The organism is Nocardioides sp. AN3, assembly GCF_054653495.1.
This window is the reverse complement of the sequence record NZ_BAAIGC010000004.1, coordinates 82329-96795: the sequence shown is the minus strand read 5'-3', so window position 1 is coordinate 96795 and position 14467 is coordinate 82329. Positions and strand designations below refer to the sequence as shown.

Sequence of the window (14467 nt, the reverse complement as noted above, 5' to 3'; positions counted from 1 at the left end):
TCGAGAACGTGTCCGAGGCCGCGCATCAGCCTCCTCACCCGCCCGTGCGCGCCGAGCGCCGGCCGGCGAGCGAGGAGGAGTCACGACGAGCGAACGGTCCCGACTGGGATCGATACGCGGACGAGTACCAAGCCACGCACGGGGCGTTCCTCGGCGACGTCGGCTTCGTCTGGGGGCCGGAGGGCCTGACGGAGAAGGAGGCCCACGTCCTCGGCGACGTCGACGGGCGCGACGTGCTCGAGCTCGGCTCGGGCGCCGGTCAGTGCGCCCGATGGGTCCGGACCCAGGGCGGTCGTTCCTACGGCCTCGACCTTTCCCACCGCCAGCTCCAGCACTCCCGCCGGATCGACGAGGGCACGGGAGTCGCCGTGCCGTCGGTGCAGGCGACGGCGACGACGATCCCGTTCGCCGGCGACTCCTTCGACGTCGTGTTCTGCTCGTTCGGCGCCCTGCAGTTCGTGGCGGACATCGCGGCGTGCATCGCCGAGGTCGCACGTGTGCTGAGACCGGGCGGCCGGTTCGCCTTCTCGATCACCCACCCGACGCGATGGATGTTCGCCGACGACCCAGGACCGGAGGGGCTCGTGGCCAGCCAGTCGTACTGGGACCGCACGCCCTATGTCGAGGTCGACGAGGCGAGCGACGTGGTGGCCTACGTCGAGCACCATCGCACCATCGGCGACTGGGTCGCGCTCCTGGCCGGCGCCGGCTTCCGGATCACCGACCTGCTGGAGCCGGAGTGGCCGCCGGAGCACGACCGGGTGTGGGGCGGCTGGTCGCGCACACGGGGCCTGCTGACCCCCGGCACCGCCATCTTCGGCGCCGTCCTCGACTGACGTGGGACCTCGGAGAATCGGCGTCGCATCGGCCGTCGGCCTAGGCTCGCGCACGTGACGTCGACATCGACCTTCTCGAGGAGCGCACGCGGCGCGCTGGGGAGCACCGCCGGCATCGCCGTGGCGATGGGCGTCATGAACGTCACCACCTACGGGTTCCAGATGGTCGCCGCCAGGCTGGTCGGTCCGGAGCAGTACGGCGCCATCGCGAGCCTCCTCGGCGTGGCGCTCGTGTGCGGCGTCCTCCAGCTCGGCCTCCAGGCGACGGCCGCCCGGCGGGTCGCCGCCGAGCCGGACCACGTCGCCGTGGTGGAGCACGGCATCCTGAGGATCGCCTACCGCGCGGCCGCCGTGCTGTGTCTGGCGCTCCTGCTGCTCTCTCCGCTCGTCGAGCAGCTCCTCCGGCTCGACAGCATCTACCCAGCCCTCCTCCTCGCCGTCGGGACGATCCCGCTCAGCGTGGTCGGCGCCCAGATGGGCATCCTCCAGGGGGAGCGTCGATGGACGCCCCTCGCCCTCGTCTACCTCGCCAACGGCGTGCCCCGCGTCCTCATCGGCCTCGCCGCGCTGCTCATCCGACCGACCGAGGGCTCCGCGATGGCCGCGGTGACCCTGTCGTGGTTCGCACCCCTGATCGTCGGCTGGCTTGCCCTACGGGGGAACGCGCGCCGAGCTGCCGACCCCGGCGACCTGCGGCCGATGGTGAACGAGGTCTGGCACGGGTCGTTCGCGCTCCTGGCGTTCTTCGCCCTCTCCAACGTCGACATCGTGCTCTCCCGGCATGTGCTGACCGAGCGCGACTCCGGCCTCTATGCCGGGGGCCTCATCCTGACCAAGGCCGTCCTGTTCCTCCCCCAGTTCGTCACGGTCATCGCCTTCCCGGCGATGTCGACCTCCGGCGAGCGGCGCCGCGCACTCCTGGGAGGTCTGGGCCTGGTCGCCGGTCTGGGCGTGGTCTGCGTGGCCGGCTCGATCGTCCTGTCCGGTGTCGCCATGATCTTCATCGGCGGCTCCGGCTACGCCGACGTCGAGGGCCGACTGTGGCTCTTCGCGCTGCTGGGCACCGTTCTGGCGGCCCTGCAGCTGCTGGTGTACGCCGTCCTGGCTCGGCAGAGCCGTCGCTCGGCGTACCTGATCTGGGCCGCCGTGGTCGTCGTGATCCTCCTCGGACTGCACGTCCACACGCTCACCGGGCTCGTCAGCCTCGTGTTCACGGTCGACGCCATCCTGCTGGCGCTGCTGCTCGGCCTCAGCCTGTGGCAGATGAAGGACGACCCCGTCAGCCTCTGACGCCTCAGTGAGCCGCGTCGAACCAGCTGCGGCCCGTGCCGACGGAGACGTCGAGCGGCACGAGCAGGTCAGCAGCACCACCCATCCGGTCGCGCACCAGCGTCTCCAGCGCCTCTCGCTCGCCGGCCGCGACCTCGAGCACGAGCTCGTCGTGGACCTGGAGCAGGACCCTCGAGGCGAGCCCCCGCTCATCGATCGCGCGCTGCGTCTCGAGCATGGCGACCTTGATGAGGTCGGCGGCCGAGCCCTGGATCGGGGCGTTGAGCGCCATCCGCTCCGCGGCCTCGCGACGTTGTCGGTTGTCACTCGTCAGGTCGGGAAGGTAGCGGCGTCGGCCCATGATCGTCTCGGTGTAGCCCGACTTGCGCGCCTCGTCCACGACGCCTGCCAGGTAGTCGCGGACACCGCCGAAGGTCAGGAAGTACTCCTCCATCAGCCCCCGCGCCTCGCTCGGCTCGATGCCCAGCTGCTGGGAGAGACCGAAGGCGGAGAGACCGTAGGCGAGCCCGTAGTTCATGGCTTTGATCTTCGCCCGCTGCTCGGGTGAGACCACCTCGACGCCGAAGACCCGCTGCGCGGTGATGGTGTGGAAGTCCTGCCCGGACTTGAACGCATCGATCAGGAGGGCGTCCTGGGAGAGGTGCGCCATGATCCGCATCTCGATCTGGCTGTAGTCGGCCGTCATCAGCGACTCGAAGTGCTGGCCGCCGGCGTCCTGGCCGACGATGAACCCCTGCCGGATCCGGCGACCCTCCTCGGTGCGGATGGGGATGTTCTGCAGGTTCGGCTCCGTGCTGGAGAGCCGGCCGGTCGCGGCGATGGTCTGGTTGAAGGTCGTGTGGATGCGACCGTCGCCGGCCACCGTCTTGAGCAGGCCCTCGATCGTGACGCGCAGCCGGGTGACGTCGCGGTGACGCAGCAGGTGCAGCAGGAACGGGTGCTCGGTCTTGACATAGAGCTGCTGCAGCGCGTCGGCATCCGTCGTCCAGCCGGTCTTGGTGCGCTTGGTCTTGGGCATGTCGAGCTCGTCGAAGAGCACCACCTGCAGCTGCTTGGGCGAGCCCAGGTTGATCTCCTTGCCGATGACCGCGTAGGCCTCCTCGGCGGCCTGACGCATCTGGGCCGCGAAGTGCTGCTCGAGGTCCTCGAGGTGCTCGACGTCCACCGCGATGCCGGTCTGCTCCATCCGCGCGAGCATCCCGAGCAAGGGCTGCTCGATGTCGGTGAGGAGCCGGGTGCCCCCTGCACGCTCCACCTGGTCGGCCAGGGCGACCGCCAAGTCCAGGGCGGCCCGGGCGTGCAGCATGGCCGCGGCGGCGACGTCCTCGCCATCGTCGAAGAGGGCGGCCTGGTCGGTCTCGGCCTCGTGGCGCAGCTCCCGCTTGAGGTAGCGCAGGGTCAGGTCGGCGAGGTCGTAGGAGCGCTGGTCGGGCTGGACGAGGTAGGCCGCCAGCGCCGTGTCGGTGGCCAGGCCCTCCAGCCGCCACCCCTGCGCCTCGATCGCGAGCAGCGGGCCCTTCGCGTCGTGCATGACCTTGGGTCGGCTGGCGTCGGAGAGCCAGTCGGCGAGCGCGGCGTCGTCGTCCGGCCCGAGCCTGGTCATGTCGACGTACGCCGCCCCCGCATCGGCCGCGAAGGCGAGGCCGTCGACGCGCCCCGTGCCCGAGCCCCACGCGCCACGGACGTGGACGGCGACCGGGTCGCTGCCGAGAGCAGCCAGGAACCCCGCGACCTCACCGGGCGCGAGCGTCTCGCCGGCCAGCTCGAAGCCGCCGTCGGGGACCGGCTCCTCGGCCGGCGCCAGCGTGTCCATGATGCGGGTGCGCAGCTCGCCGCGGAACTCCAGCTCGTCGAGCAGCTCCAGCGCGGCCTGGCGGTCCCACTCCCGCAGGCCCAGGTCCGTCGGTCCGACCTCGAGGGAGAGGTCGCGCACCAGCGCGTTGAGCCGCCGGTTGCGGATGACGTCGCCGAGGTGGGCGCGGAGGCTCTCCCCCGCCTTGCCGGTGATCTTGTCGGCGTGGGTCACGACGTTGTCGAGCCCGTCGTAGGTCGCGATCCACTTCGCCGCGGTCTTCGGGCCCACGCCGGGGACGCCGGGCAGGTTGTCGCTGTCCTCGCCCACGAGGGCCGCCAGCTCCGGATAGCGGGCGGGCGGCACGCCGTACTTCGTCTCCACCGCGTCGGGCGTCATCCGCGCCAGGTCGGAGACGCCACGCATCGGATAGAGCACCGTCGAGCGCTCGGTGACCAGCTGCAGCGAGTCGCGGTCGCCGGTGAGGATCAGCACCTCCATCCCGGCCTCGAGGGCCCGGGTGGTGAGGGTGGCGATGATGTCGTCGGCCTCGTAGCCCTCCAGCGCCAGGTGCGGGATGCGCCAGCTGTCGAGCATCGAGCGGATCAGCGGCAGCTGGCTGCTGAACTCGTCGGGCGTCTTGTTGCGCTTGGCCTTGTACTCCGAGTATTCCTCCAGGCGGAACGTCCGCCGCGACAGGTCGAAGGCGACCGCCGCGTGTGTCGGCTTCTCGTCGCGCAGCACGTTGGTGAGCATGGAGGTGAAGCCGTAGACCGCGTTCGTGTGCTGCCCGGTCGCCGTCGTGAAGTTCTCCACCGGCAGCGCGAAGAACGCGCGGTAGGCCAGCGAGTGACCATCGAGGAGCAGCAGTCGGGGTGTCTGGTCGGCCGGTTCCTGAGGAGCCGAGGCACGAGGCGTATCGAAGGACACCCGCCGAGCCTATCGGTCGCCGCCGACAGCAGAATGCTGCCCATGACGACCGACCGGACCGACGCGCAGACCTCCATCGACGACTTCCTCGCCGCGCTTCCCCAGGGCGCGGGCAGGCTCAACGAGAAGATGGGCATCGAGCTCGTCGAGATCTCCGCCGACCGGGTCGTGGGCACCATGCCCGTGGAGGGCAACACCCAGCCCTACGGCCTGCTCCACGGCGGCGCGTCGGTGGTGCTCGCCGAGACGTTGGGCTCGATCGGCTCGGGGATCCACGCGATGGGGCTCGACAAGATGTCGGTCGGCGTCGACATCAATGCGACCCACCACCGCGCGGCCACCTCCGGCACGGTCACCGGCGTCGCGACGGCGGTTCACCTCGGTCGGACCAGCGCCTCCTACGAGGTCGTGATCACCGACGAGCGCGGCAAGCGGGTGTGCACCTCGCGCATCACCTGCGCCCTGGTCCCGGTGCGCGAGCCGTAGGACTCCTCCCGTCAGCCTCAGCCGGCGGACTGCGCCCGTCGCATCGAGCGCCGGACGGCGAGCACGCGGTGGGGCCGCGAGGTCGGCGTCCGCGGCAGCACCTGAGCGTTGAGCTTCGCCCGCACCAGGTGCGTCGGAGCGAGCCTCAGCACGGCGTGCTGCCCCATCGCCAAACGGGCGAGGAACCGGTTGCCGTCCCGCGAGCCGGCCATGGCACCGGTCACGACGTGCGCCACCCCCTGCTCCTCGGCGAACAGCACCGCTGCCTCGATCAGCGCACGCCCGATGCCGCGCCGCCTGAACGCGGGCAGGACATGCGGGTGAAGCACCTGCAGGGCCGGCTCCAGGTTGAGCGGCGTCACCGTCGTCATCCTGACGAACACGGCGCCAGCCCGCTCGCCGTCGTACTCCGCGATGAGCACCCGCTCCTCGGAGGACTCTGCCGCTGACTTGACGATCATCTCGAGGTCTGCCACCTGCTCGGCGACGTCTGCACGACGGATCGAGTCTCGCCACAGACCCGCCAGAAAACCGGCGTCGCCCACAGCTGCCTCGCGCAGCGTCACAGGGATGCGGCTCATGTGTCCCTTGCCTTTCCAGCTCACGCTCTGGTCGGCCCCCACCTCGGCACCCCCCGCGCGTCCCGAGTCGCGGTGGGTGCCGAGGGATGAGATTACGCAGACTCTGCGGGTTACGCGACCCCCAGGTAGGCCTCACGGATCGACTTGTCGTCGAGCAGCGCGGCACCGGTGCCGGACTTCACGATCGAGCCGGTCTCCAGGACGTAGGCGCGGTCGGCCAGTGAGAGCGCCTGCTTGGCGTTCTGCTCGACGACCAGCACCGTGGTCCCCTGCTGGTTGATCTCGCTGATGATGCCGAAGATCTGCTGGATCAGCATCGGGGCCAGACCCATCGAGGGCTCGTCGAGGAGCAGAAGCCTCGGCCGTGACATGAGTGCCCGGCCGATGGCGAGCATCTGCTGCTCGCCACCCGACATCGTGCCGGCGAACTGCTTGCGGCGCTCCTGCAGGCGCGGGAAGAGCGAGAAGACCCGCTCGAAGTCCTCGTCGACGGCCGCCCGGTCCTTGCGAGCATAGGCGCCCATGTCGAGGTTCTCCGCGACCGTCATGCCCGGGAAGATCCCCCGACCCTCCGGGGCCAGACAGAGGCCTCGGCGCATGCGCTGGTCTGCTCGCAGCCTCGTGACGTCCTGGCCGTCGAACGTGATGCGCCCGCGGTGCAGCCCCCGGATGCCCGAGATGGCGCGCATCGTCGACGTCTTGCCGGCGCCGTTGGCGCCGATCAGCGCCACGACCTCGCCGGCCTCGACGTTCAGGGTCAGGCCGTGCAGCGCCTCGATCTTGCCGTAGTGGAGGACGACGTCCTCAAGCTGAAGCAGCGTCATCAGGTTCTCCCAGGTAGGCGGCGATGACCTTCGGGTTGCGGGCGACCTCGGCCGGCAGTCCGTCGGCGATCTTGCTCCCGAACTCGAGCACGACGATCCGGTCGGTGACGCCCATGACGAGCTTCATGTCGTGCTCGATGAGCAGCACCGTCAGGCCCCGGTCCCGGACCTTGCGGATGAGCCCCATCAGCTCTTCCTTCTCGGCCGGGTTGAACCCTGCGGCGGGCTCGTCCAGGCAGAGCAGCTTCGGCTCGGTGGCCATCGCGCGAGCGATCTCGAGACGACGCTGGTAGCCGTAGGGCAGGTTCTTCGCGAGCTCGTTCGCCCGGTCGGCCACACCGACGAAGCGGAGCAGGCCCATGGCGACCCGCCGTCCGGCCCGCTCCTCGGCGTAGTGCCGACTCACCCCGAAGGTCCTCGAGAACGCGCGCTTGAACCCGTTGGTCGGCAGGTCCCGATCCTCCATGCGGACACGGGGCCAGACCTTGAACAGGGCTCCGAGCACGCTCGTGTGATGGCGCGCGTCCGTGCCCACCATCACGTTCTCCAACGCCGTCATCTCCGGGAACAGCCGGATGTTCTGGAACGTGCGTGCGATCCCGAGCGCGGTGATCCGGTGCGGCTTGAGGCCGCTGATCTGCTGGCCGTCGAACCTGATCTCGCCCTCGGTCGGCTTGTAGACGCCCGTCATCGCGTTGAAGCAGGTCGTCTTGCCGGCGCCATTGGGGCCGATCAGGCCGAGGATCTCCCCCTTCTTGATGTGGAAGTCCACGTCGTTGAGGGCGACCACGCCGCCGAAGCGCAGCGTCACATGGTCGACCTCGAGCAGGATCTCGCCGGCAGCGCCCTGCGCCGTCCCGACGCTCCCCGCGGTCTGCGCCGTGTCAGTCATCGGTCGCCACCTCCTCGGCCTCCAGTCTGCGGTCTTCGAGCTCTCGTGCGCGTCTTCGGTTCGGGATCAGGCCCTGCGGACGCAGGATCATCACCATCACGAGCGCCACGCCGAAGCAGAACGGCCGCCAGTCCGACAGCCCGCGGAACCGCTCGGGGAGGTAGGTGATGAGGAACGCGCCGAAGAGAGCACCGACCATGTTGCCGGAGCCGCCGATGACGACCATCGCGACGAAGAGGAACGAGAGGTTGAGCGCGAAGCCGGTCGGCTCCACGAACTGCTGCTTGCTGGCGAACAGCAGGCCGGCAATGGCACCGACGGCAGCGCCGATGGCGAACGCCCACAGCTTGAACTTGAAGCCGGAGACGCCCATCACCGCGGCCGCGTCCTCGTCCTCGCGGATGGCCAGCCACGAGCGACCGACGCGGGAGTACTCCAGTCGGCGGACCAGCCACACGAGGAGGATGAGGACGGCCAGGCACAGCCAGTACCACCGGTAGCCGTCGATCGGGTTGAAGAACGGCTGTCCCGTGTCGGGGTTGGTCGGTCCGGGTGGCGTCGGCACGTTGGTGACGCCGTTCGGGCCGTTCGTCAGCCCGTTGGCGTTGCGGCTGATGATCCGGATGATCTCGCCGAACCCCATCGTCACGATCGCCAGGTAGTCGCCACGCAGTCGCAGCGTCGGCGCACCGAGCACGACGCCGGCCATGAGCGCGATCGCGATCGCGATCGGGACGCAGGCGACGAACGGCACGGACCACCCCTCGGAGAGCCCGAACTTCTCCGAGAACCACTTCGTCACCGGTGAGTCCGGGGACCCGAAGAGGGCCAGTGAGTAGGCGCCGATGGCGTAGAACCCGACGTATCCGAGGTCGAGCAGTCCCGCCATGCCGATGACGACGTTGAGGCCGGTCGCGACGATCATGTAGATCACGATGGTCGTCAGCACGCCCGACCAGTCCGAGCCGCCCGTCGACAGGTCGGTCCGGATGTAGGCGAACGGGTAGTTCTTGATGAACGGCAGGTAGATCGCGATCGCCAGCAGGATGCCGCTGCCGATCATCCGCACCCAGGTGGGCGCGGTCTCCCAGCGCTCCCGCAGGTTGGCGCTCTTCCAGAGCTCGGAGACCTGACTCATCATGCCCTCGCCTTCGCCAGGGACTCACCGAGGATGCCGGTGGGTCGGACCATGAGGACGAGGATCAGGACCACGAAGGCGGTGACGTCCTCCCAGTTCGAGCTGAACAGCGTCGACGAGTAGACCTCCACGACGCCGAGAAGCAGACCACCCACGAGCGCACCGCGCAGGTTGCCGATGCCCCCGAGCACAGCCGCCGTGAACGCCTTGACTCCGATGAGGAAGCCGATGTCGAACTTCGTGATGTCGTAGCGGATCGTCCACAGCATCGCAGCGATCCCCGCCATCGCTCCGCCGAGCACGAAGATGAGCATGATCACGCGGTCCTGGTTGACGCCCATCAGAGCGGCGGTGTCCGGATCCTGCGCGACGGCGCGGACACCGCGGCCCAGTCGGGACCGGTTCACGAACGTGTCCAGGCTGACCATCATGACGATGGCGGCGACGATGACGATGACCTGCGTGTTGGACACCGTGAGCCAGGAGGTGGAGATCCACTCCTTCTCCGGGATCAGCGACGGGATGCTGACCGCCGCGCGTCCGAAGGGCGGGCCGAAGATCGCGTGCAGCGCCTGGCCGAAGGTCTCGGTCAGCACCAGGGAGCAGCCGATCGCGGTGATCAGGAAGATCAGCGGCGGTGCACCCTTCTTGCGCAGCGGCCGGTAGGCGATGCGCTCGACGGCCAGCGCCGTGCCGGCGGAGGCCGCCGGCGCGAAGACGAATCCGAGGAGCGTCGCGAAGATGATCAGCCCGACGCTCGAGCCCTCGTTCGCGCCCACGAGCGAGTAGGCGCCGAGCACGGCCCAGGTGCCGACCATGAAGACCTCGGAGTGGGCGAAGTTGATCAGGCGCAGGACGCCGTAGACAAGCGTGTAGCCGAGTGCGACCAAGGCGTAGATCGAGCCCTTGGTCAACCCGTCGACGGTGAGGTCACCGAAGTGGGCGAACAGTTCGTGGAAGTTCATCTGGCCCCTCTTGGCAAGGTGTGTCAGGCAGGAGCCCGCGGCGCCCCGGTGCGCTCGGGCTGACGAACGGGGCGGCCAGGAAGAGTCCCGACCGCCCCGTCGATGGTCATGCCCGCGGGCCTCAGCTCAGCGGGATCTCCTGGTCGGGGACGAGCTGGCCGCCCTTCACCTTGTAGGCCCAGACGACGACGTTGCTCTGGGCCACATCGCCCTTGCTGTCGAACTTGTAGGTCTTCGTCAGACCCTGGCCCTGATAGTTGTCGACGAACTTCTCGACCGCTGCACGGGTCTTGGCGCCGGACTCGAACGCCTTGAGGAAGATCGTCATCGCGTCGTAGCCCTCGCCGGCGTATGCGCCGGGGGCCTCGCCGAACTTCTTCTGGTAGTCGGCACCGAAGGTGCCGCCGATCTTCTCAGCCGGAATGCAGGGGCAGGTGACGATCGCGCCCTCGGCAGCCGAGCCGGCCGCCTTCGGGAAGTCGACACCGTAGAGGCCGTCGCCGCCCATGAACTGCGACTTCACGCCGCCGTCGCGCAGCTGCTTGGCGAACGGGCCGGCCTCGGCGGCGTAGCCCGCGTAGAAGACGACGTCCGCGTTGGCGGCCTTCGCCTTCGAGACGATGGCGGAGAAATCGGTCTGACCGGTCTGCGCCTTGTCGCTGCCGACCACGAGGCTGCCGAGGACCGACTTGACCTTGTCGGCCAACGGCTGGCCGTAGGTGCTCGAGTCGTCCACGACGAAGACCGTCTTGGCCTTGAGGATGTCCTTGATGTAGTTGGCGATCGCGCCACCCTGGATCTCGTCGTAGGCGATGACGCGGTGGAACGTCGGCGCCGGGTCCTTCAGGGTGAGGTCGGTCGCGGTCGCCGACTGGCTGATCATCGTCAGGCCGGCGCCGCTGAAGATCGCCTTCGTCGCACGCGTCTCGCCCGAGAAGGCGCCGCCGATCACGCCCAGGAAGCTCTTGTCGGTGGCCATCTTCGTGGCCAGCGGCGTCGCCTTCGCCGGGTCGCCCTCGGAGTCGAACTTCACAAGCCTGATGTGGTCGTCGGGGTGCTTGGCCGACCACTCGGCGAGCGCCATCTCTGCGCCGTTGACCGACGGGATGACGACGGATGCGTTGGCACCCGAGAGGGCACCCATCACGCCGATGTTGGCGGTGATGCCCTTGGAGTTGCTGCCCGACTTGTTGTCCGTCGTGCCGCAGGCCGAGACCGCCAGACCCAGGGAGATCGCTACGGCACCGAGGCCGAGCCACTTGTTTCGTCGCAAGGGGTTCCTACTTCCTTGTGTGCAGCGGGTCTCGACCCGCCGCATGTGGGGGCGTGGGCGCGTCCCGAACTCGACCCTCATCGAGGTCGGGTCACCCACTTGGGCGGGAAGTTACACCGTTGTGCGAGTGAGAAGGAACACATCTGCCGCTCGACGAGCAAATCCTGACAAATCCGTTACCTGGATGTCCGAGGAGTTACGAGATCTTCGGCGCGTGGCGCCAACGGCCGGTCGTTCCGTCGTAGGATGCGCGCCCGCCGTCCGCTTCAGACGTCCGCCGTCCGCTTCAGGAGCCGGCGATTCCTGGGCCGTGCTCGATGACGCCGTCCGCGACCTGACGCATGGACAGGCGCAGGTCCATCGCGGTCTTCTGGATCCACCGGAACGCCTCGGGCTCGGAGAGGCTCAGCTGTGCCTGGAGCACGCTCTTCGCGCGGTCCACCGCCTTGCGCGTCTCGAGGCGCTCGGTCAGCCCCGCGACCTCCGCCTCGAGGTGGGCCAGCTCGGAGAAGCGGCTGACGGCCAGCTCGATGGCAGGCACGAGGTCACTGGCGGTGAAGGGCTTCACCAGGTAGGCCATCGCGCCGGCGTCGCGCGCCCGCTCCACCAGCTCGCGCTGCGAGAACGCGGTCAGCATGACCACCGGGGCGATGCGCTGCCGGGCGATCGCCTCCGCGGCGGAGATGCCGTCCAGGACGGGCATCTTGACATCGAGGATGACCAGGTCCGGCTTGTGCTTCTGGGCCAGCTCGATCGCGGCCTGCCCGTCGCCCGCCTGCCCCACGACGTCGTACCCCTCCTCGGCGAGCATCTCGGCGAGATCCATGCGGATCAGCACCTCGTCCTCAGCGATGACGACGGTGCGTGGCGTTGCGCTCGGGCCCTGGGTCACGGGGTTAGGCTAAGTCATCGCCGCGACGAGGGCCTGGTGTGCGAGCAGAACGTGCGCATCCGGTACGGTTTCGGGGCCAAGCCCCGGTACTCCAACGGCAGAGAGAGTGGTCTCAAACACCATCCAGTGTGAGTTCGAATCTCACCCGGGGCACGCGCTGACGGCCACTGTCGGTGGTGACGTCCAGGATTCCTGGGGTGTACTCGGATCTCGTACGCCGGCGCGCGATGACACTCCTCCAGGGCGGTACCTCTCTGTCGGAGGCAAGTCGCGCAGTGGGGGTCAGTCGCTCGACGCTTCGCGAGTGGCGCGATCGCCCGCGCGCCGCGCCGGCTGCAGGTGAGTGCCCGGTCTGCCAGCCGGCCACGCTCGACAAGCCGGCGTACGCCGCCCTCTTGGGCTTCTACTTGGGCGACGGCTGCATTTCGTCCGCGGCGCGGTACCACGCACTGCGGATCGCCTGTGACGCGCAGTACCCCGGGATCATCGCCGACATCACCGCCGTGCTCACCCGCGTGCGGTCGGGCATGGCGGTCTTCCACGTGGCGGCTCCGGGAGCGGTCGTCGTGCAGGCGCATTGGAAGCACTGGCCCTGCCTGTTCCCCCAGCACGGCCCCGGCCGCAAGCACGAGCGCCCCATCGTCCTCGCGGCCTGGCAGCGGGAGACCGTCGAGGAGCACCCCGCCGCGTTCCTGCGGGGACTCTTCCATTCCGACGGGTGCCGCGCGAACAACTGGACCCAGAAGGTCGTGGGCGGCGAGGCGAAGCGGTACGACTACCCGCGCTGGCAGTTCACGAACAACTCCGACGACATCCGAGGCCTGTGCTGCTGGGCACTGGACCTGCTCGACCTCCCCTGGCGGCAGTCGAACTGGAAGACCATCAGCGTCTCCCGGCGTGCCGCCGTCGCCCGGCTCGACGAGCTGATCGGCCTCAAGACCTGAGGCCCTGGAGCGGAGCGGCCGTCGAGCGCCGACAACGCGGCCAGGCTCGCGCTATGCGTGCTCAGCGGCGGCGATAGGCGGGGGCGACCTCATTGATCGCATCCCCCATGCGGTGGATGCGCAGGGCGTTCGTGGAGCCGGGGATGCCCGGCGGGCTTCCGGCGATGATGACGACGAGGTCGCCCTCCTCGACCCGGCCGAGCTGGAGCAGCGCCTCGTCGACCTGGCGGACCATCTCGTCGGTGTGCTCGACCTCGGCGACCTTGAAGGTCTCCACTCCCCACGTCAGCGCGAGCTGGGAGCGGACCGTCGAATGGGGCGTGAAGGCGAGCAGCGGGATCTCGCCACGCAGGCGGGACAGGCGCCGCGCGGAGTCGCCGGAGGAGGTGAAGGCGACCAGATACTTCGCCCCGACCCGCTCGGCGACCTCCTGGGCCGCCTTGGCGATCACACCGGAGCGGGTGTGCGGGTCCCAGGGCAGCGGAGCGAGCCGACCGAGCTCGAACGCGTGGATCTCGGTGGCGTCGATGATGCGGGCCATCGTCTCGACGGTGTGGATCGGGTAGTCGCCCACGCTCGTCTCGGCCGACAGCATGACCGCGTCGGTGCCGTCGAGCACGGCGTTGGCCACGTCCGAGGCCTCAGCCCGTGTCGGCTGTGGGTTGGTGATCATCGACTCCAGCATCTGCGTGGCGACGATGACGGGCTTGGCGTTGAGGCGCGCCTTCTCGACGATCTGCTTCTGGAGGAACGGCACCTCCTCGAGCGGACACTCCACGCCCAGGTCGCCGCGCGCGACCATGAACGCGTCGAACGCCTCGATGATCTCGTCGAGGTTGTCGATGGCCTGCGGCTTCTCGATCTTGGCGATGATCGGCACGCTGACGCCGACCTCGCGCATGATCTTGCGCACGTCCTCGGCGTCCGCGGCGTCCCGCACGAACGACAGCGCGACGTAGTCCACGCCGAGCTGGAGCGCGAAGCGGAGGTCGTCGATGTCCTTCTCGGACAGCGCCGGGACCGACACGGCGACGCCCGGCAGATTGATGCCCTTGTTGTTGCTGACCGGACCGCCGACGAGCACCTCGGTGCGCACGTCGGTGCCGTCCTCCACGCCGGTGACGCGCAGACGGATCTTGCCGTCGTCGATCAGCAGCGTGTCGCCGACCGAGACGTCACCGGGCAGCCCCTTGTACGTCGTCCCGCAGATCGTGTCGTCGCCCTCGACGTCGCGCACCGTGATGGTCCACGCCTGCCCGCGGCGCAGGTGCCACTTGGAGCCGTCCTCGGTCGGCCTGAACGTCTCGAGGCGGATCTTGGGCCCCTGCAGGTCGGCGAGGATGCCGACGCTCTTGCCACTGGAGTCCGACGCCGCCCGGACGAGGCGGTAGCGCTCGGCGTGGTCCTCATGGCCGCCGTGGCTCATGTTCAGCCGGGCGATGTCCATCCCGGCGTACACCAGTTCCTTGATGCGGCGCTCCGTCCCCACGGCGGGACCCAGCGTGCACACGATCTTCGCTCGCCTCACAGGGCCTAAGCCTAGCGACTCTGGATCGTTCCAAAAGCATCAGGGGTGACTGACCCTCGGGTAACAAGCAGCGAGCGCCCGTCGAGCCTGCGGGAG

General features: G+C 69.1%; 13 protein-coding genes and 1 tRNA gene. 5 read left to right on the top strand and 9 right to left on the bottom strand.

Annotated elements, in window-relative coordinates; translation table 11 throughout:
* Positions 1–8: 8 nt before the first annotated feature.
* Both ACYQ1K_RS06480 and ACYQ1K_RS06475 read left to right on the top strand, forming a co-directional pair.
* A complete protein-coding gene (locus ACYQ1K_RS06480; RefSeq protein ID WP_459982008.1) occupies positions 9–836 on the top strand; it encodes a class I SAM-dependent methyltransferase in 828 nt (275 codons plus the stop codon).
* A 54-nt stretch (positions 837–890) separates the two neighbouring features.
* A complete protein-coding gene (locus tag ACYQ1K_RS06475; RefSeq protein ID WP_459982007.1) occupies positions 891–2126 on the top strand; it encodes a polysaccharide biosynthesis protein in 1236 nt (411 codons plus the stop codon).
* A 4-nt stretch (positions 2127–2130) separates the two neighbouring features.
* Here ACYQ1K_RS06475 and polA read toward each other — a convergent pair whose 3' ends face one another.
* The gene (gene polA, locus ACYQ1K_RS06470; protein ID WP_459982006.1) at positions 2131–4848 is read right to left on the bottom strand and encodes a DNA polymerase I; all 2718 of its coding nucleotides are present in this window, start codon (positions 4846–4848) and stop codon (positions 2131–2133) included.
* 42 nt (positions 4849–4890) lie between these two features.
* On the opposite strand from polA, the gene ACYQ1K_RS06465 reads away from it, so the two are divergent.
* Positions 4891–5334 carry a hotdog fold thioesterase gene (locus ACYQ1K_RS06465; protein ID WP_459982005.1) on the top strand — a complete coding sequence of 148 codons (444 nt, stop codon included), beginning with the start codon at positions 4891–4893 and terminating at the stop codon, positions 5332–5334.
* A gap of 17 nt (positions 5335–5351) precedes the next feature.
* Here ACYQ1K_RS06465 and ACYQ1K_RS06460 read toward each other — a convergent pair whose 3' ends face one another.
* The 7 genes from ACYQ1K_RS06460 to ACYQ1K_RS06430 all read right to left on the bottom strand — a co-directional run bounded on the left by ACYQ1K_RS06460 (position 5352) and on the right by ACYQ1K_RS06430 (position 11899).
* Positions 5352–5915, bottom strand: a complete 564-nt coding sequence (locus tag ACYQ1K_RS06460) for a GNAT family N-acetyltransferase (protein WP_459982004.1) — start codon at positions 5913–5915, stop codon at positions 5352–5354.
* A 110-nt stretch (positions 5916–6025) separates the two neighbouring features.
* Positions 6026–6739 (bottom strand): ABC transporter ATP-binding protein, encoded by a 714-nt coding sequence (locus ACYQ1K_RS06455; RefSeq protein WP_459982003.1) that lies wholly within the window; start codon positions 6737–6739, stop codon positions 6026–6028.
* Positions 6720–7631, bottom strand: a complete 912-nt coding sequence (locus ACYQ1K_RS06450; RefSeq protein ID WP_459982002.1) for an ABC transporter ATP-binding protein — start codon at positions 7629–7631, stop codon at positions 6720–6722. The genes ACYQ1K_RS06455 and ACYQ1K_RS06450 overlap by 20 nt, the downstream gene beginning before the upstream one ends.
* Positions 7624–8772 carry a branched-chain amino acid ABC transporter permease gene (locus ACYQ1K_RS06445; RefSeq protein ID WP_459982001.1) on the bottom strand — a complete coding sequence of 383 codons (1149 nt, stop codon included), beginning with the start codon at positions 8770–8772 and terminating at the stop codon, positions 7624–7626. The genes ACYQ1K_RS06450 and ACYQ1K_RS06445 overlap by 8 nt, the downstream gene beginning before the upstream one ends.
* Positions 8769–9734 (bottom strand): branched-chain amino acid ABC transporter permease, encoded by a 966-nt coding sequence (locus tag ACYQ1K_RS06440; protein WP_459982000.1) that lies wholly within the window; start codon positions 9732–9734, stop codon positions 8769–8771. Before ACYQ1K_RS06440 ends, ACYQ1K_RS06445 begins: the two co-directional genes overlap by 4 nt.
* Positions 9735–9855: 121 nt before the next feature.
* On the bottom strand, positions 9856–11007 hold the full coding sequence (locus tag ACYQ1K_RS06435; RefSeq protein ID WP_459981999.1) for a branched-chain amino acid ABC transporter substrate-binding protein: 1152 nt from the start codon (positions 11005–11007) through the stop codon (positions 9856–9858).
* A 286-nt stretch (positions 11008–11293) separates the two neighbouring features.
* Positions 11294–11899 carry an ANTAR domain-containing response regulator gene (locus ACYQ1K_RS06430; RefSeq protein WP_459981998.1) on the bottom strand — a complete coding sequence of 202 codons (606 nt, stop codon included), beginning with the start codon at positions 11897–11899 and terminating at the stop codon, positions 11294–11296.
* Between the two features lie 80 nt (positions 11900–11979).
* On the opposite strand from ACYQ1K_RS06430, the gene ACYQ1K_RS06425 reads away from it, so the two are divergent.
* Both ACYQ1K_RS06425 and ACYQ1K_RS06420 read left to right on the top strand, forming a co-directional pair.
* Positions 11980–12052: transfer RNA gene (locus tag ACYQ1K_RS06425), tRNA-Leu, on the top strand.
* A gap of 20 nt (positions 12053–12072) precedes the next feature.
* Entirely contained in the window at positions 12073–12843 is a 771-nt protein-coding gene (locus tag ACYQ1K_RS06420) for a helix-turn-helix domain-containing protein (RefSeq protein ID WP_459981997.1), read from the top strand.
* Between the two features lie 61 nt (positions 12844–12904).
* Here ACYQ1K_RS06420 and pyk read toward each other — a convergent pair whose 3' ends face one another.
* The gene (gene pyk / locus ACYQ1K_RS06415) at positions 12905–14371 is read right to left on the bottom strand and encodes a pyruvate kinase (RefSeq protein WP_459981996.1); all 1467 of its coding nucleotides are present in this window, start codon (positions 14369–14371) and stop codon (positions 12905–12907) included.
* Positions 14372–14467 lie beyond the last annotated feature (96 nt).